33 protein-coding genes are annotated in these 22277 nt (G+C 61.5%); all 33 read right to left on the bottom strand.

The genetic code is table 11. The annotated features are described in order from the left end of the window. Positions 1–30: 30 nt before the first annotated feature. The 33 genes from ABWP50_RS06200 to fusA all read right to left on the bottom strand — a co-directional run bounded on the left by ABWP50_RS06200 (position 31) and on the right by fusA (position 22236). Entirely contained in the window at positions 31–726 is a 696-nt protein-coding gene (locus ABWP50_RS06200; RefSeq protein WP_353217120.1) for a DUF4136 domain-containing protein, read from the bottom strand. Positions 727–817: 91 nt separating this feature from the next. Then, complete coding sequence (gene trpS / locus ABWP50_RS06195; RefSeq protein WP_353217119.1) at positions 818–1813, bottom strand: tryptophan--tRNA ligase; 996 nt, start codon at positions 1811–1813, stop codon at positions 818–820. Then, on the bottom strand, positions 1813–3375 hold the full coding sequence (gene murJ / locus ABWP50_RS06190; protein WP_353217118.1) for a murein biosynthesis integral membrane protein MurJ: 1563 nt from the start codon (positions 3373–3375) through the stop codon (positions 1813–1815). Before murJ ends, trpS begins: the two co-directional genes overlap by 1 nt. Before the next feature lie 111 nt (positions 3376–3486). Continuing rightward, positions 3487–3966: a protein-export chaperone SecB gene (secB, locus tag ABWP50_RS06185; protein WP_353217117.1), complete on the bottom strand. Its 480-nt coding sequence runs from the start codon at positions 3964–3966 to the stop codon at positions 3487–3489. A 32-nt stretch (positions 3967–3998) separates the two neighbouring features. Beyond that, positions 3999–4412 (bottom strand): 50S ribosomal protein L17, encoded by a 414-nt coding sequence (gene rplQ, locus ABWP50_RS06180; RefSeq protein ID WP_353217116.1) that lies wholly within the window; start codon positions 4410–4412, stop codon positions 3999–4001. Positions 4413–4585: 173 nt separating this feature from the next. After that, the gene (locus ABWP50_RS06175) at positions 4586–5635 is read right to left on the bottom strand and encodes a DNA-directed RNA polymerase subunit alpha (RefSeq protein ID WP_353217115.1); all 1050 of its coding nucleotides are present in this window, start codon (positions 5633–5635) and stop codon (positions 4586–4588) included. Between the two features lie 108 nt (positions 5636–5743). Continuing rightward, positions 5744–6133, bottom strand: coding sequence for a 30S ribosomal protein S11 (gene rpsK, locus ABWP50_RS06170; protein WP_353199419.1), 390 nt, complete (start codon positions 6131–6133; stop codon positions 5744–5746). 48 nt (positions 6134–6181) lie between these two features. Further along, positions 6182–6550, bottom strand: a complete 369-nt coding sequence (gene rpsM / locus ABWP50_RS06165) for a 30S ribosomal protein S13 (RefSeq protein WP_353217114.1) — start codon at positions 6548–6550, stop codon at positions 6182–6184. Between the two features lie 178 nt (positions 6551–6728). Continuing rightward, positions 6729–7370 (bottom strand): adenylate kinase, encoded by a 642-nt coding sequence (locus ABWP50_RS06160; protein WP_353217113.1) that lies wholly within the window; start codon positions 7368–7370, stop codon positions 6729–6731. Next, positions 7367–8719, bottom strand: coding sequence for a preprotein translocase subunit SecY (secY, locus tag ABWP50_RS06155; protein WP_353217112.1), 1353 nt, complete (start codon positions 8717–8719; stop codon positions 7367–7369). The genes ABWP50_RS06160 and secY overlap by 4 nt, the downstream gene beginning before the upstream one ends. Positions 8720–8829: 110 nt before the next feature. Continuing rightward, positions 8830–9369 (bottom strand): 50S ribosomal protein L15, encoded by a 540-nt coding sequence (gene rplO, locus ABWP50_RS06150; protein WP_353217111.1) that lies wholly within the window; start codon positions 9367–9369, stop codon positions 8830–8832. Positions 9370–9453: 84 nt separating this feature from the next. Next, entirely contained in the window at positions 9454–9636 is a 183-nt protein-coding gene (gene rpmD, locus ABWP50_RS06145) for a 50S ribosomal protein L30 (RefSeq protein ID WP_353217110.1), read from the bottom strand. 11 nt (positions 9637–9647) lie between these two features. Further along, positions 9648–10379, bottom strand: a complete 732-nt coding sequence (rpsE, locus tag ABWP50_RS06140; protein WP_353217109.1) for a 30S ribosomal protein S5 — start codon at positions 10377–10379, stop codon at positions 9648–9650. A 1-nt stretch (position 10380) separates the two neighbouring features. Beyond that, positions 10381–10734 carry a 50S ribosomal protein L18 gene (gene rplR, locus ABWP50_RS06135; protein ID WP_353217108.1) on the bottom strand — a complete coding sequence of 118 codons (354 nt, stop codon included), beginning with the start codon at positions 10732–10734 and terminating at the stop codon, positions 10381–10383. Next, positions 10731–11264 (bottom strand): 50S ribosomal protein L6, encoded by a 534-nt coding sequence (gene rplF / locus ABWP50_RS06130; protein ID WP_353217107.1) that lies wholly within the window; start codon positions 11262–11264, stop codon positions 10731–10733. Before rplF ends, rplR begins: the two co-directional genes overlap by 4 nt. A gap of 1 nt (position 11265) precedes the next feature. After that, positions 11266–11661 (bottom strand): 30S ribosomal protein S8, encoded by a 396-nt coding sequence (gene rpsH / locus ABWP50_RS06125; protein WP_353217106.1) that lies wholly within the window; start codon positions 11659–11661, stop codon positions 11266–11268. 10 nt (positions 11662–11671) lie between these two features. Continuing rightward, entirely contained in the window at positions 11672–11977 is a 306-nt protein-coding gene (gene rpsN, locus ABWP50_RS06120) for a 30S ribosomal protein S14 (RefSeq protein ID WP_353217105.1), read from the bottom strand. Positions 11978–11980: 3 nt separating this feature from the next. Next, complete coding sequence (gene rplE / locus ABWP50_RS06115; protein ID WP_353217104.1) at positions 11981–12568, bottom strand: 50S ribosomal protein L5; 588 nt, start codon at positions 12566–12568, stop codon at positions 11981–11983. Beyond that, the gene (gene rplX / locus ABWP50_RS06110) at positions 12561–12881 is read right to left on the bottom strand and encodes a 50S ribosomal protein L24 (RefSeq protein WP_353217103.1); all 321 of its coding nucleotides are present in this window, start codon (positions 12879–12881) and stop codon (positions 12561–12563) included. Before rplX ends, rplE begins: the two co-directional genes overlap by 8 nt. Next, the gene (gene rplN, locus ABWP50_RS06105; protein WP_353199432.1) at positions 12881–13249 is read right to left on the bottom strand and encodes a 50S ribosomal protein L14; all 369 of its coding nucleotides are present in this window, start codon (positions 13247–13249) and stop codon (positions 12881–12883) included. The genes rplX and rplN overlap by 1 nt, the downstream gene beginning before the upstream one ends. Before the next feature lie 110 nt (positions 13250–13359). After that, on the bottom strand, positions 13360–13596 hold the full coding sequence (gene rpsQ / locus ABWP50_RS06100; RefSeq protein WP_353217102.1) for a 30S ribosomal protein S17: 237 nt from the start codon (positions 13594–13596) through the stop codon (positions 13360–13362). A 2-nt stretch (positions 13597–13598) separates the two neighbouring features. Then, entirely contained in the window at positions 13599–13811 is a 213-nt protein-coding gene (gene rpmC / locus ABWP50_RS06095; RefSeq protein ID WP_353217101.1) for a 50S ribosomal protein L29, read from the bottom strand. Between the two features lie 5 nt (positions 13812–13816). Then, entirely contained in the window at positions 13817–14245 is a 429-nt protein-coding gene (gene rplP, locus ABWP50_RS06090) for a 50S ribosomal protein L16 (RefSeq protein ID WP_353217100.1), read from the bottom strand. A gap of 13 nt (positions 14246–14258) precedes the next feature. Further along, positions 14259–14954, bottom strand: coding sequence for a 30S ribosomal protein S3 (rpsC, locus tag ABWP50_RS06085; RefSeq protein WP_353217099.1), 696 nt, complete (start codon positions 14952–14954; stop codon positions 14259–14261). Then, on the bottom strand, positions 14954–15343 hold the full coding sequence (gene rplV / locus ABWP50_RS06080; protein ID WP_353217098.1) for a 50S ribosomal protein L22: 390 nt from the start codon (positions 15341–15343) through the stop codon (positions 14954–14956). The genes rpsC and rplV overlap by 1 nt, the downstream gene beginning before the upstream one ends. Further along, entirely contained in the window at positions 15343–15618 is a 276-nt protein-coding gene (gene rpsS / locus ABWP50_RS06075) for a 30S ribosomal protein S19 (RefSeq protein WP_353217097.1), read from the bottom strand. Before rpsS ends, rplV begins: the two co-directional genes overlap by 1 nt. Before the next feature lie 6 nt (positions 15619–15624). Continuing rightward, positions 15625–16467: a 50S ribosomal protein L2 gene (rplB, locus tag ABWP50_RS06070; RefSeq protein ID WP_353217096.1), complete on the bottom strand. Its 843-nt coding sequence runs from the start codon at positions 16465–16467 to the stop codon at positions 15625–15627. A 16-nt stretch (positions 16468–16483) separates the two neighbouring features. After that, complete coding sequence (locus tag ABWP50_RS06065) at positions 16484–16783, bottom strand: 50S ribosomal protein L23 (protein WP_353217095.1); 300 nt, start codon at positions 16781–16783, stop codon at positions 16484–16486. Further along, positions 16776–17399 (bottom strand): 50S ribosomal protein L4, encoded by a 624-nt coding sequence (gene rplD / locus ABWP50_RS06060; protein ID WP_353217094.1) that lies wholly within the window; start codon positions 17397–17399, stop codon positions 16776–16778. Before rplD ends, ABWP50_RS06065 begins: the two co-directional genes overlap by 8 nt. 2 nt (positions 17400–17401) lie before the next feature. After that, a complete protein-coding gene (gene rplC / locus ABWP50_RS06055) occupies positions 17402–18160 on the bottom strand; it encodes a 50S ribosomal protein L3 (protein WP_353217093.1) in 759 nt (252 codons plus the stop codon). Positions 18161–18267: 107 nt separating this feature from the next. After that, positions 18268–18582, bottom strand: coding sequence for a 30S ribosomal protein S10 (rpsJ, locus tag ABWP50_RS06050; protein WP_353217131.1), 315 nt, complete (start codon positions 18580–18582; stop codon positions 18268–18270). A 217-nt stretch (positions 18583–18799) separates the two neighbouring features. After that, positions 18800–19990: an elongation factor Tu gene (tuf, locus tag ABWP50_RS06045; RefSeq protein ID WP_353217092.1), complete on the bottom strand. Its 1191-nt coding sequence runs from the start codon at positions 19988–19990 to the stop codon at positions 18800–18802. Between the two features lie 152 nt (positions 19991–20142). Beyond that, positions 20143–22236, bottom strand: coding sequence for an elongation factor G (fusA, locus tag ABWP50_RS06040; RefSeq protein ID WP_353217091.1), 2094 nt, complete (start codon positions 22234–22236; stop codon positions 20143–20145). Between the last annotated feature and the right edge of the window lie 41 nt (positions 22237–22277).

Here is a 22277-nt window from a genome sequence, read left to right as displayed (position 1 = left end):
ACGCCCCCTTTTTTTGCCGGCTGGACCGTTTCAGTTCAACGGCTTGCTCGTCGGTGCCACATTCGGCTTGGCTGGATCGAAGCGCACGCGCACGGTTTCACCGCTGTTGCCGGGGAAATTGGTGAACAGCGCCGTGACGAGGTTTGGCACCAGCCGGGTCAGGCTGTTGCTGCTGCTCATGGTTTCGGCGCGGCCTTCGAATACGCTGCGCTTGTCGGCATTGCGATTGATGCGAATCGCCACCACCGCATTGTAAGTGGTCACGCTGTAAATATCATTGCCGAAGCCGCCGCCGAAGCCGCCGCCAAGGCCGCCAAAACCGCCCCAGCCGCCGCCCCAATAGGGACCAAAACCAAAGCCGGGGCCAAAGCCGCCGCCAAAGCCGCCAAAGCCGCCGAAGCCTGGACCAAGCCGGGTCTGCACCTTCTCACGCGGCGCGGTCACCGTATAATCCAGCATCACGGTCAACGCGGCGGCTTCCGGGCTGCCGGCTTCCTGGAAACCGGCGGCGATCAGCTTCTGGCGCACCAGATTGGCGTAGGTTGCAAATTCGAGGCCGCCAGCATTGTCCTTGTCCCGCGGTTCGATCACGAAGCTGTTGCCTGCCGGTGCCGGCAGTTGCTGAAACCGCGCCACGCGCGCTTCAAACGGCTTGACGCAGCCAACCAGTGCCAACGCCGCCAGGACGGGCAGCAACAAGCGAACGTGCGAAGAATTGACGGTCATCTGATCGGGCTCCGGGTGAACTTTGTGCAATATTTACGCGATAGCATAGGCAGCGGCAACTGACTGCATGATGAATGAACGCCGGCGCCGATCAGCGCGTGAAGCCGACGGCCCGGTGCACATCCGCCAGCACTGGCTCGGCGATGGCGCGCGCGCGGTGCGCACCGCGCGCGCAAATGGCTTCGATAGCGGTTGCATCGTCCTTCAGCGCATTGAATCGCTCGGTAATCGGCGCGAGTTTGGCCACCATCACATCCGCCAGCGCCGGCTTGAAGCCGCCGAAGCCCTTGCCGCCGAAATCGGCGAGCACTTGCGCCACGCTGCTATCGGTCAGCGCCGCCATCAGATTGACGAGATTGGCCGCTTCGGGCCGACCGGCCAGCCCGGCCGCTTCGGACGGCAGCGGCTCGGGATCGGTTTTGGCCCGCTTGATCTTGCTGGCAATGGCATCGGCGCTGTCGGTGAGGTTGATGCGGCTTTGGTCGCTGGGATCGCTTTTCGACATCTTGGCGCTGCCATCGCGCAGGCTCATCACGCGCGTGGCCGGGCCTTCGATCACCGGTTCCGGCAAGGGGAATAATTCAACATTGAAATCATTGTTGAATTTTGCCGCAATGTCGCGGGCCAGTTCCAGATGCTGTTTCTGGTCTTCGCCCACCGGCACATGGGTTGCCTGATAGGCCAAAATGTCAGCCGCTTGCAGCACCGGGTAGGTGTAGAGGCCGACCGAGGCGCCTTCCCGGTCCTTGCCGCTCTTTTCCTTGAACTGGGTCATGCGGTTCAGCCAGCCAACCCGCGCCGTGCACATCAACACCCAGGCCAGTTCGGCGTGCACGCGCACCTGGCTTTGCGGGAACAGGATGCAGCGTTCGGGATCAAGGCCGGCAGCGATCAACGCCGCCACCATTTCATGGATACCGCGCCGCAGCGTTGCGGGATCCTGCGCCATGGTGATGGCATGCAGATCGACGACGCTGAAGATGCACTCGGCTTCATCCTGCATGCGCACCCAATTGCGGATGGCACCCAGATAATTGCCCAGATGCAGATTGCCGGTGGGCTGGATGCCCGAAAAAACCCGTTTCATCAGCTTTTCCGTCTCAATTGTGCGATCAGCGCCGCCGCCGTGAACACCCCAAACAGACGCGCTGCGGCCAAATAGGCCAATATGCCCGCGCCAAGCAACAGCGCCAGTGCCGCCGCCTGGCCGACAAAGCCGGGCAGCACCATCCCTGCCATGCCCGCCTGCGCCGCCGCCAGCACCGCCAGCATTGCCAGCGTTGCCGCCGCCAGCCGCGGCAATATGCGACGCGCACGCGCGTCCAGCGCGAACTGCCCGCGCCGCGCCAGCAGCCACCACAGCGCCGCCGCATTGATCCACGCCGCCAGCGCGGTGCCCAGTGCGATGCCGATATGACCAAGTGGCCACACCAAGGCCAAGTTGGCGACCAGATTGACCAGCATGGCTGCCAGCGCCACCCGCACCGGCGTGCGCGTATCGCTGCGGGCATGAAAACCCGGCGTCAACACCTTGATCAGCACATAGGCTGGCAGGCCCAGCGCGAAGGCGGCAAGCGCAGCGGCAGTCGCGCTGGTGTCGGCCGCCGTGAACGCGCCGTGCTGGAACAACACGGCGATGATCGGCACGGCCAGCATGGCGAGGCCCACCGCAGCCGGCAGGGTGAGCAGCAAGACCAGTTCAATGGCGCGGTTCTGCTGGGCCAGCGCCGATGCGGCATCCCCGGCCGCCAGTTGCCGAGACATGGCGGGCAGCAACGCGGTGCCAACGCCGATGCCGATGATGCCCAGCGGCAACTGGTTGAGCCGGTCCGCATAATAAAGCCAGCTGACGGCGCCATCATCCAGAAACCGCGCCGCCAGCGCCGTGGAAATGACCAGGTTGATCTGGACAGCGCCGGCGCCGATCGCAGCGGGCAGGATCAGCCACAGCAGCCGCTTCACCTCGTCGGTCAGTCGCGGCCAGCGCAGGCGCAGCCCAAGGCCGGCGCGGCTGCATGACCACATCAGCCACAGCAGTTGCGCCGCGCCGCCCAGTGTCACGCACAGGGCCTGCACGCCCGCTGCGGCAACATCATCATCCCCCGCCGACCACAGCAGGCCGGCGATCAGCACCAGATTGAGCAGCACCGGCGCCGCCGCATTGACCGCAAAACGCCCAACCGCGTTGAGCAAACCGCCGAGCAGCGACACCAGGCTGATCAGCATCAGATACGGAAACGTCAGCTGCGTGAAGTGCACCGTGAGGGCAAATTTGCCTGGCGCGGCGTCCGGGAAGCCGCCGGTGAGCGCCCATACCACTGGCGCTGCGCAGATGACCATGACGGCGGTGAACAGGATCAGGAACGGCAGCAGCACCGCCAGCACGGCTTCGGCAAAGCGCCGGGCGGCAGCGGTTCCGGCATTGTCGGCCGCCATCTTCTGGCCGAGCATGGGCACAAAGGCGGAATTGAGGGCGCCTTCGGCAAACAACGCACGAAACAAATTGGGCAGGCGCTGCGCAATCAGGAACGCATCAGCGGCAGGGCCCGCACCAAGCAGAGCAGCCTGCAACACATCCCGGACGAACCCAGCGATGCGCGAAACCAGCGTCAGGCTGCCGATGGTGGCTGCGGCGCGAAAGAGGCTCATCGCTGATGCTCAGGGGAGGCAGATGCCTGGTGCGGCCCGCGCATGCCATCCAACTCCCGCCGGACTGTCACCGCCCGGCCACGGCCAATGCCGCAGCCAGGGCGCAAAATATCAGGCGTTGCCGACCTGACCCTGCTGGGACATGTACAGCGCGCCAAAATCGATCGGATCGAGCATCAGCGGCGGGTAACCGCCATCGCGCACAGAATCGGCGATGATACGCCGCGCGAACGGGAACAGGATCCGCGGCGCTTCGATGATGCAGAACGGCTCCAACGCTTCGTCCGGAACATTCTGCAGGCCAAACAGGCCGCCGTAAACCAGATCGACGATGAAGGTTGGCGAACCGTCAACCTCGGCCTTGGCGGTGATCTTCAGTTCGACTTCAAAGACATTATCGGCCACCTTGCGGGCATTTACACCAACATTGACATCGATGCTCGGCTGGCCCTGCGTTTGCAGGCTGGCGGGCGCGTTTGGATTCTCGAACGAGAGATCCTTTACATATTGGGTGATGATCGCCACCTGCGGCAGCGGTTCATTGTCAAAGCCGTTTTCAGGCGATGCGCCCAGATCGATGGCATCGGTCATGCTGACTATATCCCTATGAAAGCAAGCTGAGCTTATTCGTCGTCACCAAACTCAGCGATCGGGCCGGAATCCTGGCCCTTGGCTGCGGTATCGCGATCAACAAACTCGACAATGGCCATGGGCGTGGCATCGGAACGGCGAATACCGGCCTTGACGACGCGGATGTAGCCGCCGGCGCGGGCGGCGTAGCGATCGGCGATCACGTCAAACAGCTTGATCAGCTGCACATCATCGCCAAGCCGGGCCATAGCCAAGCGGCGGTTGGACAGACCGCCATGCTTGGCCAGCGTCACCAGCTTTTCAACATAGGGACGCAGTTCCTTGGCCTTTGCCAAGGTCGTCTTGATCTGCTCGTGCTTGATAATGCTTGCAGCCATGTTGCGCAGCATCGCGATGCGGTGCGCGCTGGTGCGGCTGAGTTTGCGGTGGGCAACGCCGTGGCGCATGATGTGTCTCCGTTCGTATCAAGGCCGTATCAGGCACCTTGATCCTGGCTGGTGTTGGGGCCAGCCACTATCCCCTGCTGCCCGTTCGGGCAGATGGTGCACGGCGTGGCCGCGCACCAGATAGACGATAAGCTTTCTGCGACCAACGCTGCGCGCTGGCCGCGGGCTGCCGATCAAAACTCCTGTTCGAGCTTCTTGGCCATTTCCTCGATATTCTCCGGCGGCCAACCGACGATTTCCATGCCGAGGCGCAGGCCCATCTGGGTCAGCACTTCCTTGATTTCGTTCAATGACTTGCGGCCAAAGTTCGGCGTGCGCAACATCTCGCTTTCGGTCTTCTGCACCAGATCGCCGATGTAGATGATATTGTCGTTCTTCAGGCAATTTGCCGAACGCACCGACAATTCCAACTCATCCACCTTCTTGAGCAGGTAGCGGTTGATGCTGGTGCTATCATCGACCTCGACGACATTGCCAGGCGCGCTGTGCGCAACCGGGGCCGGCGCGGCGACATCTTCGAAATTCACGAACAGTTGCAACTGGTCCTGAAGGATCTTGGCGCCATAGGCCAAGGCATCATCCGGGGACAGGCTGCCATCGGTTTCCACCGTAATCGTCAGCTTGTCGTAATCCAGTTCCTGGCCGACACGGGTGTTATCGACCTTGTAGCTGACCTGACGCACCGGCGAATAGAGCGCGTCCACCGGCACCAGACCGATCGGCGCATCGGCCGGCCGGTTGGCGCTGGCCGGGACATAGCCCTTGCCGGCTTCGATGGTGAGCTCCATGTTCAGCGTAGCGCCTTCGTCGAGCGTGCAGATGACGAGGCCGGTGTTCATCACTTCCATGTCGCCGGTGACGGCGATCTGGCCAGCGGTAACCGGGCCGGGGCCGGTTGCATTCAAGTAGACCCGCTTGGGCTGATCGCCCGCCATGCGGATGGCAACCTGCTTGATGTTGAGCACGATGTCGGTCACGTCTTCACGCACGCCGGTCAGGCTGGAGAACTCGTGAAGCACGCCATCGATCTTGATGGCGGTGATGGCCGCACCTTGCAGCGACGACAACAGCACCCGCCGCAAAGCGTTGCCAAGCGTCAGCCCAAAGCCCCGCTCCAATGGTTCCGCAACAAAGGCGGCCTTGTTCCTGCCGTCACCGGTGGCGCGTTGCTCCAGACGGCTGGGCTTTTTGAGTTCGGTCCAATTTTTGGCGATAACTGCCACAATGTTCACCTCGGTCTTGGGAGGGGGCGGATCGTCACCCGCACATCCCGTTGTACGTTGGGTATGGAACGCAAGCGCCGTCGGGGCCCCGGCGCCAGGGCAGATGGTTTAAACGCGCCGGCGCTTGGGCGGACGCACGCCGTTGTGCGGTATCGGTGTCACGTCCCGGATGGCAGTGATGGTGAAACCCACCGCCTGAAGGGCGCGCAACGCCGATTCGCGGCCCGACCCGGGGCCACGCACTTCGACTTCCAGCGTGCGGACGCCGTGTTCGGCGGCCTTCTTGCCGGCATCTTCGGCAGCCATCTGCGCCGCGAACGGCGTCGATTTGCGGCTGCCCTTGAAACCACATGTACCAGCCGACGACCAGGCAATCGCATTGCCCTGCGCATCGGTGATGGTGATCATGGTATTGTTGAAGCTGGCGTTGACATGCGCCACGCCACTCGTGATGTTCTTGCGCTCCCGGCGCTTGATGCGTGCTACTTCGCGAGCCATTGTCTGTGTCCTAAATGCCTGTGATGAAGAAGAGCGGCGGTTACGCGCTTACTTCTTCTTGCCAGCGATCGGCTTGGCCTTGCCCTTGCGGGTGCGGGCGTTGGTGTGGGTACGCTGGCCGCGTACGGGCAGACCCTTGCGATGGCGCAGGCCGCGGTAGCAGGCGAGATCCATCAGCCGCTTGATGTTCATGCTGTTCTGGCGGCGCAGATCGCCTTCCACCGTCAATTCGCGGTCGATCTTCTCACGGATCAACAAGATCTCGGCGTCGGTCAAGTCCTGCACCCGGCGCTCGGGCGGAAAGCCAAGCTCGGAGGCCATACGACTGGCCGTGGTGCGGCCAATGCCATGAATATAGGTCAAGGCGATTTCTACGCGCTTGTTGGTCGGGATATTGACCCCGGCAATACGTGCCACAAACTATTCCTTTCATGCTCCACGGCGGTCCGGGGCGGAGGACTGCCATCTCAGCGCAGCGTGCCGGCGTCTGTAAATAGCCGGGTCCACGTCCGTCAATGCGGAACGGCGGGGTTAGGCATGAGTCGCACGTTTGTCAAGCCTGCTCCGCAATAGCCCACGCGCCATTGGCTGACGATCAGAATATGGCGTCAATGCTTTGCGCAACGGCATCCATGTCAGCCATGCCATCCACTCGCGAAAAAATGCCCCTGGCGGCGTAATGCGGCAAGATTGGCGCTGTTTTGGCACGATATTCTGCCATGCGCTGGCGCACCGTAGCTTCGTTGTCGTCTGCGCGCCGCTTGAATTGGGTCGAACCGCACGCATCGCAAACTCCGGGGGTCACCGGCAGCTTGAAGTGATCATGGTAGCCTTCGCCGCAATTGGCGCAGGTGAACCGGCCGGTGATCCGCTCGACCAGCGCGTCTTCATCGACAACCAGTTCGATCACGTGATCCAGCGCCAAGTCCTTTTGGGCCAGCATTGCATCGAGGGCATGGGCCTGCACGGTCGTGCGCGGATAACCATCAAGGATGAAACCCGCACGCGCATCGGGCTGATCAAGCCGCTCCGACAAGATGCCATTGACGATCTCGTCTGATACCAGCCCACCGCTTTCCATCACGGATTTCGCCGCCAAGCCGACAGGCGTACCCGCAGCGACAGCGGCGCGCAGCATGTCACCGGTCGACAGTTGCACCATGCCGAGATTTTTCATCAAACGGCCAGCCTGCGTCCCCTTGCCCGCACCTGGCGGGCCCAGCAATATCAGATTCAACGGCGATTCCCCCTGAGTTTGGACTTCTTGATGAGTCCTTCATATTGATGCGCGAGCATGTGGCTCTGGATTTGCGCGACGGTATCCATCGTCACGTTCACCACGATCAGCAGCGATGTGCCGCCGAAATAAAATGGCACCTTCAGCTCACTGATCAAGAATTCCGGCATCAGACAGATCAGCGTCAGATAGGCAGCGCCAACCACCGTAAGCCGCGTGAGCACATAATCAAGATAGTCCGACGTGCGGGCACCGGGGCGAATGCCAGGCACGAAGCCGCCATATTTCTTCAGATTTTCCGCGGTTTCCTCGGGGTTGAACACCACCGCCGTATAAAAGAAACTGAAGAAGATGATGCCGGCGGCATAGAGGAACATGTACAGCGGCGCACCGTGTTGCAGCGCGGTTGTCACCGTGGTTAGCCACTCGGGCGCGGTGCCCTGCTGGCTGAAAAATTGCGCAACCGTGAGCGGCATCAACAGCAAGGACGACGCAAAGATCGGCGGAATCACGCCAGCGGTGTTGATTTTCAGCGGCAAATGGCTCGAATCGCTCTGTGATCCGCGATTGGCGGTCTGGCGTTTGGGATACTGAATCAGGATCTTGCGCTGCGCCCGTTCCATCAGACAGATGAACGCAATCGTCGCCAGCGCCACCACGGTGACCAGCAAGACAAACCCCGCCGAAAGCGCGCCGGTGCGGCCCTGTTCGAACATGGTGCCCAGCGCAATCGGCAATTGCGCGACAATGCCGGCCATGATGATCAGCGAAATACCGTTGCCAATGCCGCGGCTGGTGATCTGCTCGCCAAGCCACATCAGGAACATGGTGCCGCCCAGCAGCGAGATCACCGTCGAAACCCGAAAAAACCAGCCCGGATCGATCACAGCCGATGCGCCGGTGCCGGCCCCCCAGCTTTCAAGGCCGACGGCAATGCCGTAACCCTGCACAAGGGTCAGAAACACGGTGCCGTAGCGTGTATACTGGTTCAGCGTCTTGCGGCCTGCCTCGCCTTCCTTTTTCAAGGACATGAAGCTGGGGATCAGACTGGTGAGCAGCTGCACCACGATCGACGCCGTAATGTACGGCGTGACGCCCAAGGCGATCAGGCTCATGCGCTCCAGGGCGCCGCCAGAGAACATGTTGAAGAAATCGAGGACGCCGCCGCGCGTCTGCGCAAACAGGCTGTTCAGCGCCAGCGGATCAATGCCCGGCAGCGGCACAAAGCTGATCAAACGAAACACGATCAAGGCGCCCAGCGTGAACCAGATCCGGTTCTTCAGCTCGGTCGCCTTGGAAAAATTGGCGAACGACAAGTTCGCTGACATTTGTTCAGCGGCTGACGCCATGGCAACTTACCCGATCATGTTGGTCCATAAACGGCAAAGCGCCGCATGCACAGCCCATGTAGGCGACACGCGGCGCAATTGCCATGGGGTCCAATGCCCCGGACGGTTGCTTACTTGCTGGCCTTGGCGGCGCGGGCAATGGCACGCGCTGCCTTCTGCTCATCCCGGCTGAGCGGTTCCGGCGCCGGTGCCGGCAGTTCGATTGTTCCGCCAGCGGCTTCGACGGCGGCCTGGGCTGTGGCCGATGCGCCAGCAACCTTGAGCGACACCTTGGCGGTGAGCGTACCAACGCCGAGCAGACGCACACCGTCGCGGGCGTGGGTGATGATGCCGCCGTCCACCAGCGCCTGCGCGTCAATCACCTGGCCGGCATCAATCCGACCGGCATCAATGGCAGATTGCAGCGTACCCAAATTGAGCACGGCATAATCCTTGCGGAAGATGTTGTTGAAGCCGCGCTTCGGGATGCGCATGTGCAGCGGCATCTGGCCGCCTTCGAAGCCCTTGATCGCGACGCCGGAGCGGCTGGTCTGGCCCTTCTGGCCGCGGCCAGAGGTCTTGCCAACGCCGGAGCCGATGCCGCGGCCAACGCGCACGCGCTTCTTGCGGGCGCCGGGATTGTCGTGAAGATCGCTTAATTTGGTCGTCATGGGATGCACTCGCTTTCGCTTACGCGCTGATGGACAGGCTACGCCGCCGCTGGATGGACCATAGGACGACGCAGCGTATTGAGTTTAGCCGACTTCTTCGACCTTCAGCAGATGCGCGATGCGCTTGATCATGCCGCGAATTTCCGGCGTGTCAGTGTGCTCGCGCGACCGATGCATCTTGTTGAGGCCGAGCCCGATCAGATTCTGTTCCTGAACCGGGGTGCGGCGGATCGGCGAACCGATCTGGGTGACTTTCACTTTTGCCATGGGTTCGTTCCTTATGCCACGGCTTCGGCGTCAGCTTCGGCCGCCTTGACCGAACCATCACCGCGCCGCGCCAGCAGATCCACAACCTTCTTGCCGCGGCGCTGGGCCACGCTCTTGGGGCTGACCTGGCCAGCCAGAGCAGCAAATGTGGCGCGGATCATGTTGTAGGGATTGTTGGTGCCAACCGACTTGGTGACCACGTCGGCCACGCCCAGCGATTCGAACACGGCGCGCATCGGGCCACCAGCGATGATGCCGGTGCCCTGCGTGGCCGAGCGCACATAGACTTTGCCGGCACCGAAATGGCCGTAGGCATCATGGTGCAGCGTGCGGCCATCGCGCAGCGAAACGCGGATCATCGCCTTCTTGGCAGCAGCGGTTGCCTTGGCAATGGCCTCCGGCACTTCCTTGGCCTTGCCGTGGCCAAAACCAACGCGGCCTTTGCCGTCGCCGACAACAACCAAAGCTGCAAACCCGAAGCGCTTGCCGCCCTTCACGGTCTTGGAGACGCGGTTGATGTGGACCAGCTTTTCGATCAGCTCTTCGCCGGGCGGTTCGCCATTGTTGTCACGGCCACGCTTGTTACGGTCACCACCCGGGCCACCACGGCGATCATTGCCGCCGCGATTGCCGCCGGGGCCGCCGCGATTGCCGCCGGGGCCGCGATTGCCGCCTGGGCCGCGATTATTGCCGCGGCCATCAGCGTCCGGCGCTGCGCCGGTGCCTGAAACTTCATCTACCATATCAGAACTCCAACCCGCCTTCGCGGGCGCCCTCGGCCAAGGCTTTCACGCGGCCATGGAACAGGAAACCACCACGATCGAACACAACCGCTGACACGCCAGCGGCCTTGGCACGCTCAGCAAGGCGCTTGCCCACGTCGGCGGCAGCCATTGTGGTTGCACCAGACACGTCACGCACATCTTTCTCAAGGCTCGAAGCCGAAGCCAGGGTGATGCCCTTGGTATCGTCGATGACCTGCGCATAGATATGCTGCGAAGAGCGATGGATGGACAGACGCGGGCGACCACCGCTCTTGAGGCGGATGGCCGTGCGCACGCGGCGCCGGCGCTGATCGAAAGGCGTGAGTTTGCTCATTTCTTCTTCCCTTCCTTCCGGAAGATGACTTCGCCGCGATACTTGATGCCCTTGCCCTTGTACGGCTCGGGCTTGCGCCAGCGGCGGATTTCGGCGGCCACCTGGCCAACACGCTGCTTGTCGGACCCGGTGATTTCCACCGTCGTCTGATCCGGCGTCTTGATGGTGATGCCTTCGGGGATGGCATAATCCACATCGTGGCTGTAGCCGAGCTGCAGCTTGAGATTGGTACCCTGCACCGACGCACGGTAACCGACCCCGGTGATGACCAGAACCTTGGTGAAACCGTCGCTGACGCCGGTCACCAGATTGGAAACCAACGTGCGCTGCATGCCCCAGAAAGACCGGGCGCGCTTGGTATCGGTTGCCGGCAGCACCGCGATCTGGCCGCCATCAATGGTGTAGCTGATATCATCAGCCAACGGCATCGACATCGCGCCCTTGGGCCCGGTGACCGACAACATGCGATCGTTGATGGTGGCGGTGACACCGGCCGGAATGGCAACGGCCTTTTTTCCAATGCGCGACATATCAGAACACCTGGCAGAGGATTTCGCCGCCGACATTCTTGTCACGCGCTTCCGCGTCGGACAGAACACCCTGCGGGGTCGAAACGATGACGATACCCAAACCGTTGCGAATGCGCGGAAGCTCGGTGGCGCCGCTGTAAACGCGGCGGCCAGGCTTGGACACACGGGCCACGTGCTGGATGGCGGGACGACCTTCGAAATATTTCAGGTCGATACGCAGATTCTGGTGCACGCCATCGAGCACCGACGAATAACCGCGGATGTAGCCTTCGCGCTGCAAAACATCGAGCACGCGAGCGCGCAAGCGGGATGCGGGGCTGATGATCGAATCCTTGCGGGCCTGCTGGCCGTTACGGATCCGGGTGAGCATATCGCCCAGAGGATCAGACATTGACATGGGTCTATCCTTACCAGCTCGACTTCGTCACACCGGGGATCAGGCCCTTGTTGGCCAGTTCCCGCAGCATGATGCGCGAAAGCTTGAACTTGCGGTAATAGGCGCGCGGGCGCCCGGTGAGTTCGCAACGGTTGCGCACCCGGGTCGGGTTCGCATTGCGCGGCAACGTGGACATCTTGAGACGCGCCATCAACCGTTCCTCATCGGGACGGCTGGTGTCGGCAGCAATCGCCTTCAACACGGCAAATTTGCCGGCATATTTGACCACAAGAGCCTTGCGACGCTCGTTCTTGTTGATCATGGACAGCTTTGCCATGGCTCAGGCCGCCTTCTTTTCAAGAGTGTAACCCACAAACGGAAACCCGAAGAGCGCGAGCAGCGCACGCGCTTCATCATCGGTCTTTGCGGAGGTCGCCACGATGATGTCCATGCCGCGGATCTTTTCGATCCGGTCATAGTTGATTTCCGGGAAAATCAGCTGTTCCTTGATGCCCATGGCGTAATTGCCACGGCCATCGAACGACTTGGGCGACAGGCCGCGGAAATCGCGAACACGCGGCAGGGCGATGGTCACCAGACGATCAAGGAAATCATACATGCGGTCACGGCGCAGCGTAACCTTGCAGCCGATCGGCATGCCTTCACGCAGCTTGAACTGCGCCACCGACTTCTTGGCGCGGCAGATCACCGGGCGCTGGCCCGCGATCAGGGCCATTTCACCGGCGGCCTGTTCGACCTTCTTCTTGTCCTGGGTGGCTTCACCGACGCCCATGTTGAGCACGATCTTCTGGATCTTCGGCACTTCCATCAGGTTGTTGTAACCGAACAGTTCGACCATGCGGGGACGAACGAGATCCGCATACAGGGTCTGCATGCGCGGCGTGATCTGGGTGATGTTCTCAGCCATCGATACGGGCTCCCGACTTCTTGGCGACGCGCACCTTTTTGCCGTCGACCATCTCGAAACCGACGCGAGTCGGTTGACCCGTGGTCGGGTCCTTGATCGCCACCTTGCACGACGCCATCGGCGCTTCGATGCGCTCGATACCGCCATTGGGGTTAGACTGCGACGGCTTGTTGTGGCGGGTAATCAGATTGATGCCCGACACCACCAATTTGCCATCGCGCGGCAAATTGCGGGTCACGGTGCCTTCCTTGCCCTTGTCCTTGCCGGACAGGACGATGACAGTGTCACCCTTTTTGATCTTCAGAGCACTCATTACAGCACCTCCGGCGCCAGGCTGATGATCTTCATGTGGCCCGACGCACGCAGCTCGCGCACCACTGGCCCAAAGATACGGGTGCCGATCGGCTCCTCGTTCTTGTTGATGAGCACGGCGGCGTTGCTGTCGAAGCGGATCACCGAGCCATCGGCGCGGCGGATATCCTTGGCGGTGCGCACCACAACAGCGCGGTGCACATCACCCTTCTTCACCTTGCCCTTGGGCTGCGCTTCCTTCACCGACACGACAATGATGTCGCCCACGCCGGCAAAGCGGCGCTTGGAGCCGCCCAGGACTTTGATGCACATCACCCGCTTGGCGCCGCTATTGTCCGCCACATCAAGGTTCGTCTGCATCTGGATCATGTTTTCGATCCTTCACTCATAAGTCTGCCGATTCCGACCGGCAGACGCCTCTGAAAATTCGAAAGCCCGGCCCGGCCGGGTTTTTCGAGCACTGTTCGCGAAAAGGACGGTCAGCCGACCTTTTCAAGAACCAACCATGTCTTCAGCTTGGACATCGGTGCACATTCTTCAATGCGAACCTTGTCACCGGCCTTGATCACATTGCCCTCATCGTGGGCGTGATACTTCTTCGAACGACGGATGATCTTGCCATAAACCGGGTGAGCGACCTTGCGCTCCACCAGCACAACCACGGTCTTGTCGCCCTTGTCGGACACCACGGTGCCCTGCAATACACGTTTTGGCATGTTTAAGCTCCTGCCTGCACGGCCTTGCGGCCGGATTGCAGGGTCTTGATGCGAGCAATGGTGCGGCGCACTTCGCGCACCCGGCCCGGCCGTTCCAATTGGCCCGTAGCCGCCTGAAACCGCAGGTTGAACTGCTCGCGCTTCATCTCGGCAAGCCGAGTGGCGAGTTGATCGTCGGTCGCAACCTTGAGATCAGCGAAAATCTTGTTGGCCATGGCTCTCAATCCTGGCTGGTCGGTTCGCCGAGGCGAACCACCATCTTGACTTTGATCGGCAGCTTGGCTGCCGCGCGTTCAAAGGCACCGGCAGCCACATCGTGCGGCACGCCATCAAGCTCGAACATGATGCGGCCAGGCTTGACCCGGGCCACCCAGAACTCCGGCGAACCCTTGCCGGAGCCCATGCGGACTTCAGCAGGCTTGGTCGACACGGGCAAATCCGGGAAAATCCGAATCCACAGCCGTCCCTGACGCTTGATGTGACGCGAAATCGCACGGCGAGCCGCTTCGATCTGGCGAGCGGTAACCCGCTCCGGCTCCATGGCCTTCAGGCCAAAAGCGCCGAAATTGAGCGCGGTGCCGCCCTTGGCATTGCCATGGATACGGCCTTTGAACGCCTTGCGGAACTTGGTGCGCTTTGGTGACAACATTGCCTATTCCTCCTCAGCGCGCCGGACGAACGCCAGAGGTCTGGGCTTCCATCATCAGGCGGTCCTGGGCCATCGGATCGTGGCCAAGGATTTCACCCTTGAAAATCCAAACCTTGACGCCGCACACGCCATAAGCGGTGTGGGCCTGGTGTTCGGCGTAATCGACATTGCCGCGCAGCGTGTGCAACGGCACCCGGCCTTCGCGATACCATTCGATACGCGCGATTTCGGCGCCGCCAAGACGGCCCGAGCAGGTGATCTTGATGCCTTCGGCGCCCAGACGCAGCGCCGATTGCACGGCACGCTTCATGGCACGGCGGAACGCGATGCGCCGCTCCAGCTGATCAGCAACACCAGCGGCCACCAGCTTGGCATCGATTTCCGGCTTGCGGATTTCGACGATGTTCAAGCTGACTGCGCTCTTGGTCATCTGACCGATCTGATTCTTCAGCTTCTCGATGTCAGCGCCCTTCTTGCCGATGATCACGCCGGGGCGGGCAGCAAAGATTGACACGCGGCACAGCTTGGCCGGACGCTCGATCACCACCTTGGAAATCGCGGCCTGGCCGTGATGCTTGATGATGAATTCGCGGATGCGCAAATCCTCGAGCAGCAAATTGCCATACTCGTTGCCGCGGGCAAACCAGCGGCTGTCCCAAGTGCGGTTGATCTGCAGGCGCAGACCAATGGGGGAACTCTTGTGACCCATTATTCGGCGCTCCCGCTTTCGTCCATCTCACGCACGACAACGCGCAGGCGGCTGAACGGCTTGGTGATGGAAGCGGCTCGGCCGCGCGCCCGCGGCGTGAAACGCTTCATGGTGATCGCCTTGCCAACGCTGGCTTCCTTGACAATCAGCGCATCGACATCGAGATTATGGTTGTTTTCGGCGTTGGCGACGGCCGAAGCCAACACCTTGCGCACATCAACAGCCATCGCCTTGGTGGAGAAGGTCAGGATGTTCAGTGCGTCCGACGCCTTGCGGCCACGGATCAGACCAGCAACCAGATTGAGCTTGTAGGCCGAACCGCGAATGGTGGTGGCAATCGCCAGCGCCTCACGGTCGCCGACCTTGCGGGGTGACTTGGGCTTGGACATCAGCGCTTGCCCTTCTTGTCAGCAGCGTGACCCGGGAAGAAGCGCGTTGGCGCAAATTCACCGAGCTTCATGCCGACCATGTCTTCATTGACCATGACCGGGATGTGCTTCTTGCCATTGTAAACGCTGAAGGTGAGGCCAATGAATTGCGGCAGGATGGTGGAGCGGCGCGACCAGGTCTTGATCGGCGCGCGGCCACCCGAAGCCTGTGCGGTTTCGGCCTTCTTCAACAACGAGAGGTCCACAAACGGACCTTTCCAAACGGAGCGGCTCATGCGCGCTTACCTCTTTTTCTTGGCGTGGCGCGAGCGGATGATCATGTGATCCGTCGCCTTGTTGGAACGCGTCTTCATGCCCTTGGTCGGCTTGCCCCACGGCGTGACCGGGTGACGGCCGCCTGAGGTCCGGCCTTCGCCGCCGCCATGCGGGTGATCGACCGGGTTCTTGGCAACGCCGCGTGTCAGCGGGCGGTAGCCGAGCCAACGGTTGCGGCCGGCCTTGCCGAGATTCTGGTTGCTGTTGTCGGGGTTCGACACCGCGCCAACAGTCGCCATGCACTCGGAACGGACATAACGCTGCTCACCGCTGTTCAGGCGGATGATCACCATGCCCTTGTCGCGGCCCACCACCTGCACGAACGCACCGGCGGCGCGGGCCATCTGGCCGCCCTTGCCGGGCTTCAGCTCGATGTTGTGCACGATGGTGCCAACCGGAATCTGGCCGATTTCCATGGCGTTGCCCGGCTTCACATCAACCTTCTTGCCAGCAATGACGCTGTCACCAACGTTCAGACGCTGCGGCGCGATGATATAGGCCTGGGTGCCTTCCTTGTCGGCATACTTGACCAGCGCGATGAACGCGGAGCGATTGGGATCATACTCCAGCCGTTCAACCGTTGCCGGCACGTCCCACAGGCGGCGCTTGAAATCGACGATGCGATACAGGCGCTTGTGACCGCCGCCAATGCCGCGCGCCGTGGCGTGGCCCTTGTTGTTGCGCCCACCGGACTTGCTCAGGCCTTCGGTCAACATCTTGACCGGGCGGCCCTTGAACAACGCCGAACGATCGACGAGCACCAGGCCGCGCTGGCCCGGGGTTGTCGGATTATAGCTCTTGAGTGCCATTATACTGGTCCCGCCCTCAGATGCTGGTGGTGACGTCGATGCGGTCGCCATCGGCAACCGTCACCACGGCCTTCTTCACGTCAGACCGGCGATACTCCTGGCCCTTCCACCGCTTGGTCTTGCCCTTGGCAACCAGCGTGTTCACGGCCAGCACCTTGACGCCGTACAGCGCTTCGATGGCGGCCTTGATCTGCGGCTTTGTGGCATCGCGAGCGACTTGAAACACAACCTGGTTGTACTCGGACACCAGGGTCGATTTTTCCGTGATCACCGGCTTCACGACAATGTCGTAATGCTTGATATCGATGTTAGCCATTGACCCGGGCCTCCAGAGCCGAAACGGCAGCGCGGGTCAGCACCAGCGTGTCGTGGTTGAGGATGTCATAGACGTTGGCACCGATCGCCGGCAGCACGTCGATGTGGGGCACGTTGGCCGAGGCGCGGGCAAAGCCGACATCCACGGCGGCGCCATCAATGAACAGACCCGATGTGATGCCCAGCGCGCTCATCGATGCGATGAAGGCCTTGGTCTTGGCTTCGCCAAGGTTCAGGTCTTCCACGATGATCAGCTTGCCTTCCTGGGCCTTCACGCTGAGCGCGGTGGCCAGGCCAAGACGACGGATCTTCTTGTTGAGCGACGGATCGAAATCACGAACGCGGGGACCATGGGCCTTGCCGCCGCCGATGAACTGCGGTGCAGCTCGGTTGCCGTGACGGGCCCGGCCGCCGCCCTTCTGGTTGCCCAGCTTCTTGCCGGTGCGCGAAACTTCGCTGCGTTCGCGTGCCTTGCGGGCGGTGCCGCGGCGCTTTTCGAGCTGCCAGGTCACCACACGGTGCAAGATGTCGAGGCGCGGTTCCTTGCCGAACACTGCCTCCGACAATTCCATCTCGCCGGCATCAGCGGCAGTCAGGGTTGTTACCTGAACCTTCATGATCAGGCCCCCGTCGTTTCGTTGGTGGTGGTTTCGTCAGTCGCTTCGGGCGCGGCAACAGCCGTTTCCAGAGCAACATCGTTGGCGACAGCGCGCAGCGAGGCCGGATACGGGGCGTCTGCACTGCGCGGCACCTTCACAGCGTCCTTGATGAGCAGCCAGCCGCCCTTCGATCCAGGCACCGAGCCCATCACGAACAGCAGGCCGCGATCGACATCGGTCGACACGATTTCAAGATTTTGCTGGGTGCGCTGGCGGGCGCCCATGTGCCCGGCCATTTTCTTGCCCTTGAACACCTTGCCCGGATCCTGGCGCTGGCCAGTCGAGCCGTGCGAACGGTGCGAGACCGAGACACCGTGGGTGGCGCGCAAGCCGCCGAAATTCCAGCGCTTCATGACGCCGGCAAAGCCCTTGCCCTGCGTCACGCCGGTCACGTCGACGAGCTGGCCGGCAATGAAATGGTCGGCGCTAATCGTAGCGCCGGTTTCCAAGATGGCGTCTTCCGAAACCCGGAATTCCGCAACCTTGGCCTTCAGCTCCACTTCAGCCTTGGCGAAGTGGCCGCGTTCCGGTTTGCTGGTGTTCTTGGCCTTCCGAACGCCGGCGCCAAGCTGCACGGCGGTGTAGCCATCGGTCGCGTCGGTTTTCACCGCAACGACCTGGTTGTTTTCGAGGGCGAGGACGGTGACAGGCACGTGGCGGCCATCGTCGCGGAAAATCCGCGTCATCCCCATTTTCTTCGCGATCACACCTATGCGCATGACCTTATCCTTTCATCAGAGGCCCTCTCCTGCTCTGCAGGTTCCCCGGTTTTGCCGGGAAAGGGGCGTGACCCTTCCAAATTCGCTCCGCGTATTTGGCTGGGCGGTTACTTGCCGAGCTTGATTTCCACATCCACGCCAGCGGCCAGATCGAGCTTCATCAGCGCGTCCACCGTTTGCGGGGTTGGGTCAACAATATCGAGGAGGCGCTTGTAAGTGCGCACTTCGAATTGCTCACGGCTTTTCTTGTCGACATGCGGCGAACGGTTCACGGTGAAACGTTCAAAACGCGTCGGCAAAGGAATCGGGCCACGAATGGCTGCACCAGTCCGCTTGGCAGTGTCAGCGATCTCACCCGTGGCAATATCGAGCACACGGTGATCAAACGCCTTAAGGCGGATGCGGATATTCTGAGCGTCCATAGTGCCTATCTTGTCAAACAAACCTGCATTTCATCAGGCAAAAAAACGAACCGGCGGAATCCCGAAAATGCTCGGGGTTACACCGGCCGCTTGAAATACTGCTTCGGAGTTTGGCGGCCCAGGATTGCACCTGTTCTGCCCTGCTCCTGATGTTGCACACAGATTGCCGCGCGACAACGAATCAAGGCCGGTCCCCGAAGGAACCGGCGCTTTACACTCACTTGATGATGGATGCAACCACGCCGGCACCAACGGTGCGGCCACCTTCGCGAATAGCGAAGCGCAGGCCCTGCTCCATGGCGATCGGGGCAATCAGCTTCACCTTCAGCTGGACGTTGTCGCCCGGCATGACCATTTCGGTGCCTTCTGGCAGCTCAACAGTGCCAGTGACATCGGTGGTGCGGAAGTAGAACTGCGGGCGGTAGTTGGCGAAGAACGGCGTGTGACGGCCACCTTCATCCTTCGACAGCACATAGACTTCGGCGGTGAACTCGGTGTGCGGCTTGATCGTGCCGGGCTTGCACAGCACCTGGCCGCGCTCCACATCTTCACGGCCAACGCCGCGCAGCAGCGCACCAATGTTGTCGCCAGCCTGGCCCTGATCGAGCAGCTTGCGGAACATTTCCACGCCGGTGCACACCGTCTTGCGGGTGTCGTTGATACCAACGATTTCGATTTCCTCGCCCACCTTGACGATACCGCTTTCAACGCGGCCAGTGACCACAGTGCCGCGGCCCGAGATCGAGAACACGTCTTCGATCGGCATCAGGAACGGACGGTCCAGCGCACGCTCCGGCTGCGGGATCCAGCTGTCGACAGCGGCCATCAGCTTGAGCACGGCCGAGCGGCCGAGCTCTTCGTTGGTGCCGTCCAGCGCCTTCACGGCCGAACCGGCGATGATCGGGATATTGTCACCGTCAAAGTCATACTTCGACAGCAGCTCGCGGATTTCCAGCTCGACCAGTTCGAGGATTTCGGCATCGTCAACCAGATCGACCTTGTTCATGAACACGACCATCTGCGGCACGCCAACCTGCTTGGCGAGCAGGATGTGCTCCTTGGTCTGCGGCATCGGACCGTCGGTGGCCGACACGACCAGGATCGCGCCATCCATCTGGGCAGCACCGGTAATCATGTTCTTCACATAGTCCGCGTGGCCTGGGCAATCGACGTGGGCATAGTGGCGATTGGCGGTTTCATACTCGACGTGCGCCGTCGAAATTGTGATGCCGCGCTCACGCTCTTCCGGAGCCTTGTCGATCTGGTCATAGGCCGTGAAGGTGGCGCCGCCGGTTTCGGCCAGCACCTTGGTGATGGCAGCCGTCAGCGAGGTCTTGCCATGATCGACGTGACCGATGGTCCCGATGTTGCAGTGCGGCTTGTTCCGTTCGAACTTTGCTTTGCCCATGGCCGTAACCTTCTTGTTTGCTCAACGATGTGAGGCGTTCATTGATTCCGGGCGATCCCGGGACGGGACTCGCCTTGGCGGTGGTGTCTGCGGGGACACCGGCCGAATCAGCGCGCCTTGAGGCGCGGTGACTAGCCGGCTTTCCCAAAAAATCAAGCCAGCTTGAGCTTGATCTCCTCGGCCACGTTCGACGGCACTTCGTCATAGTGGCTGAATTGCATCGAATATTGTGCCCGGCCCTGTGACATGGACCGAAGATTGTTCACATATCCGAACATGTTGGCCAGTGGCACCATGGCCTCGATCACCTGCGCATTGCCGCGGGTGTCGGTGCCCTGGATCTGACCGCGGCGGCTGTTGAGATCGCCGATCACGTCGCCGAGATAATCCTCGGGTGTCACCACTTCGACCTTCATCACCGGCTCAAGGATCTTGATGCCGGCCTTGTCGGCGGCTTCGCGCATACCGCCCCGGCCGGTGATTTCGAACGCCAGCGCCGACGAATCGACGTCATGGTAGGCGCCGTCGTACAGGGTCGCCTTGAAATCGATCAGCGGGAACCCGATCAGGTGCCCCGATGAAGCCACTTCGCGGATGCCCTTTTCCACCGCAGGGATATATTCCTTCGGCACGTTGCCGCCCTTGACCTCATCCTTGAAGATGACGCCCGAGCCGCGCTCGCCGGGTTCGACCGTGAACTTGATGCGCCCAAACTGGCCGGAGCCGCCCGATTGCTTCTTGTGGGTGTAATCCACGTCCACCTTGCGGGCGAGCGATTCGCGATACGCCACCTGCGGTGCACCGACATTGGCCTCCACCTTGAATTCGCGGCGCATGCGATCAACCAGGATTTCGAGGTGAAGTTCACCCATGCCCTTGATGATGGTCTGGCCGCTTTCATTGTCGGAGCTGACACGGAATGACGGATCTTCCTGCGCCAGACGATTGAGCGCGATGCCCATCTTTTCCTGGTCGGCCTTGGTCTTGGGCTCCACAGCGACCTCGATCACCGGCTCGGGGAATTCCATACGCTCCAGGATGATCGGCTTCAGGGGCGCGCACAGCGTGTCCCCGGTGGTGACGTCCTTCAGGCCAACCAGCGCGATGATGTCACCGGCAAAGGCTTCCTTGATGTCTTCACGGTTGTTGGCATGCATCAGCAGCATGCGGCCGATCTTCTCGCGCTTGTCCTTGACGCTGTTCATCACGGTCGATGCCGCTTCCATCTTGCCCGAATAGATGCGGGCAAACGTCAGCGTGCCGACGAACGGATCGGTCATGATCTTGAAGGCCAGGGCAGAGAATGGCGCATCATCGGATGCTTCGCGAATCTCGTCCTGATCCTTCATGTTGATGCCGTGCATCGGCGGAATATCGAGCGGGCTGGGCAGATAATCCACCACCGCATCAAGCAGCGGCTGCACACCCTTGTTCTTGAACGCCGAACCGCACAGCACCGGCACGAAATGGAAATTCAGCGTGCCCTTGCGAATGAGCCGCTTCAGGGTCGCCACGTCAGGCTCATTGCCTTCCAGATAGGCTTCCATGACGTCGTCGTCCTGCTCCACGGCCATTTCGATCAGCTCGGAACGAGCGATCGCTGCCGCGTCCTTCATGTCGTCCGGAATGTCCTTGTATTCAAACTTGGCACCCAGCGATTCTTCGAGCCAGACGATGGCGCGGTTCTGCACCAGATCGACCAGGCCGATGAAATCGCCTTCGAGGCCGATCGGCAGATACAGCACCGCCGGGCGCGCGCCGAGACGATCCTTGATCATCTCCACGCAGCGCACGAAATTGGCGCCGGTGCGGTCCAGCTTGTTGACAAAGCACATGCGCGGCACGCGGTACTTGTCCGCCTGGCGCCACACGGTTTCCGATTGCGGCTCAACGCCAGCCACGCCGTCAAAGCACGCGACCGCGCCATCGAGCACGCGAAGCGAACGTTCGACTTCGATGGTGAAATCGACGTGGCCGGGCGTGTCGATGATGTTGATGCGGTGCTCTGGGCCGTTGCCTTCTTCAGCCGCCCAAAAACAGGTCGTGGCTGCGCTGGTGATGGTGATGCCGCGCTCCTGCTCCTGCTCCATCCAATCCATCGTCGCGGTGCCTTCGTGCACTTCGCCGATCTTGTAGGACTTGCCGGTGTAATACAGGATACGCTCGGTCGTGGTCGTCTTGCCGGCATCAATGTGGGCCATGATGCCGATGTTGCGATAACGATCGAGCGAGTGGGTGCGGGGCATGGGACTGGGCCTCGGGCTTGGGGAGAAATTGTGCGGGCCGG

This window comes from Sandarakinorhabdus sp., assembly GCF_040398645.1.
Classification (GTDB): domain Bacteria; phylum Pseudomonadota; class Alphaproteobacteria; order Sphingomonadales; family Sphingomonadaceae; genus Sandarakinorhabdus.
This window is presented reverse-complemented; position numbering and strand designations above follow the sequence as displayed.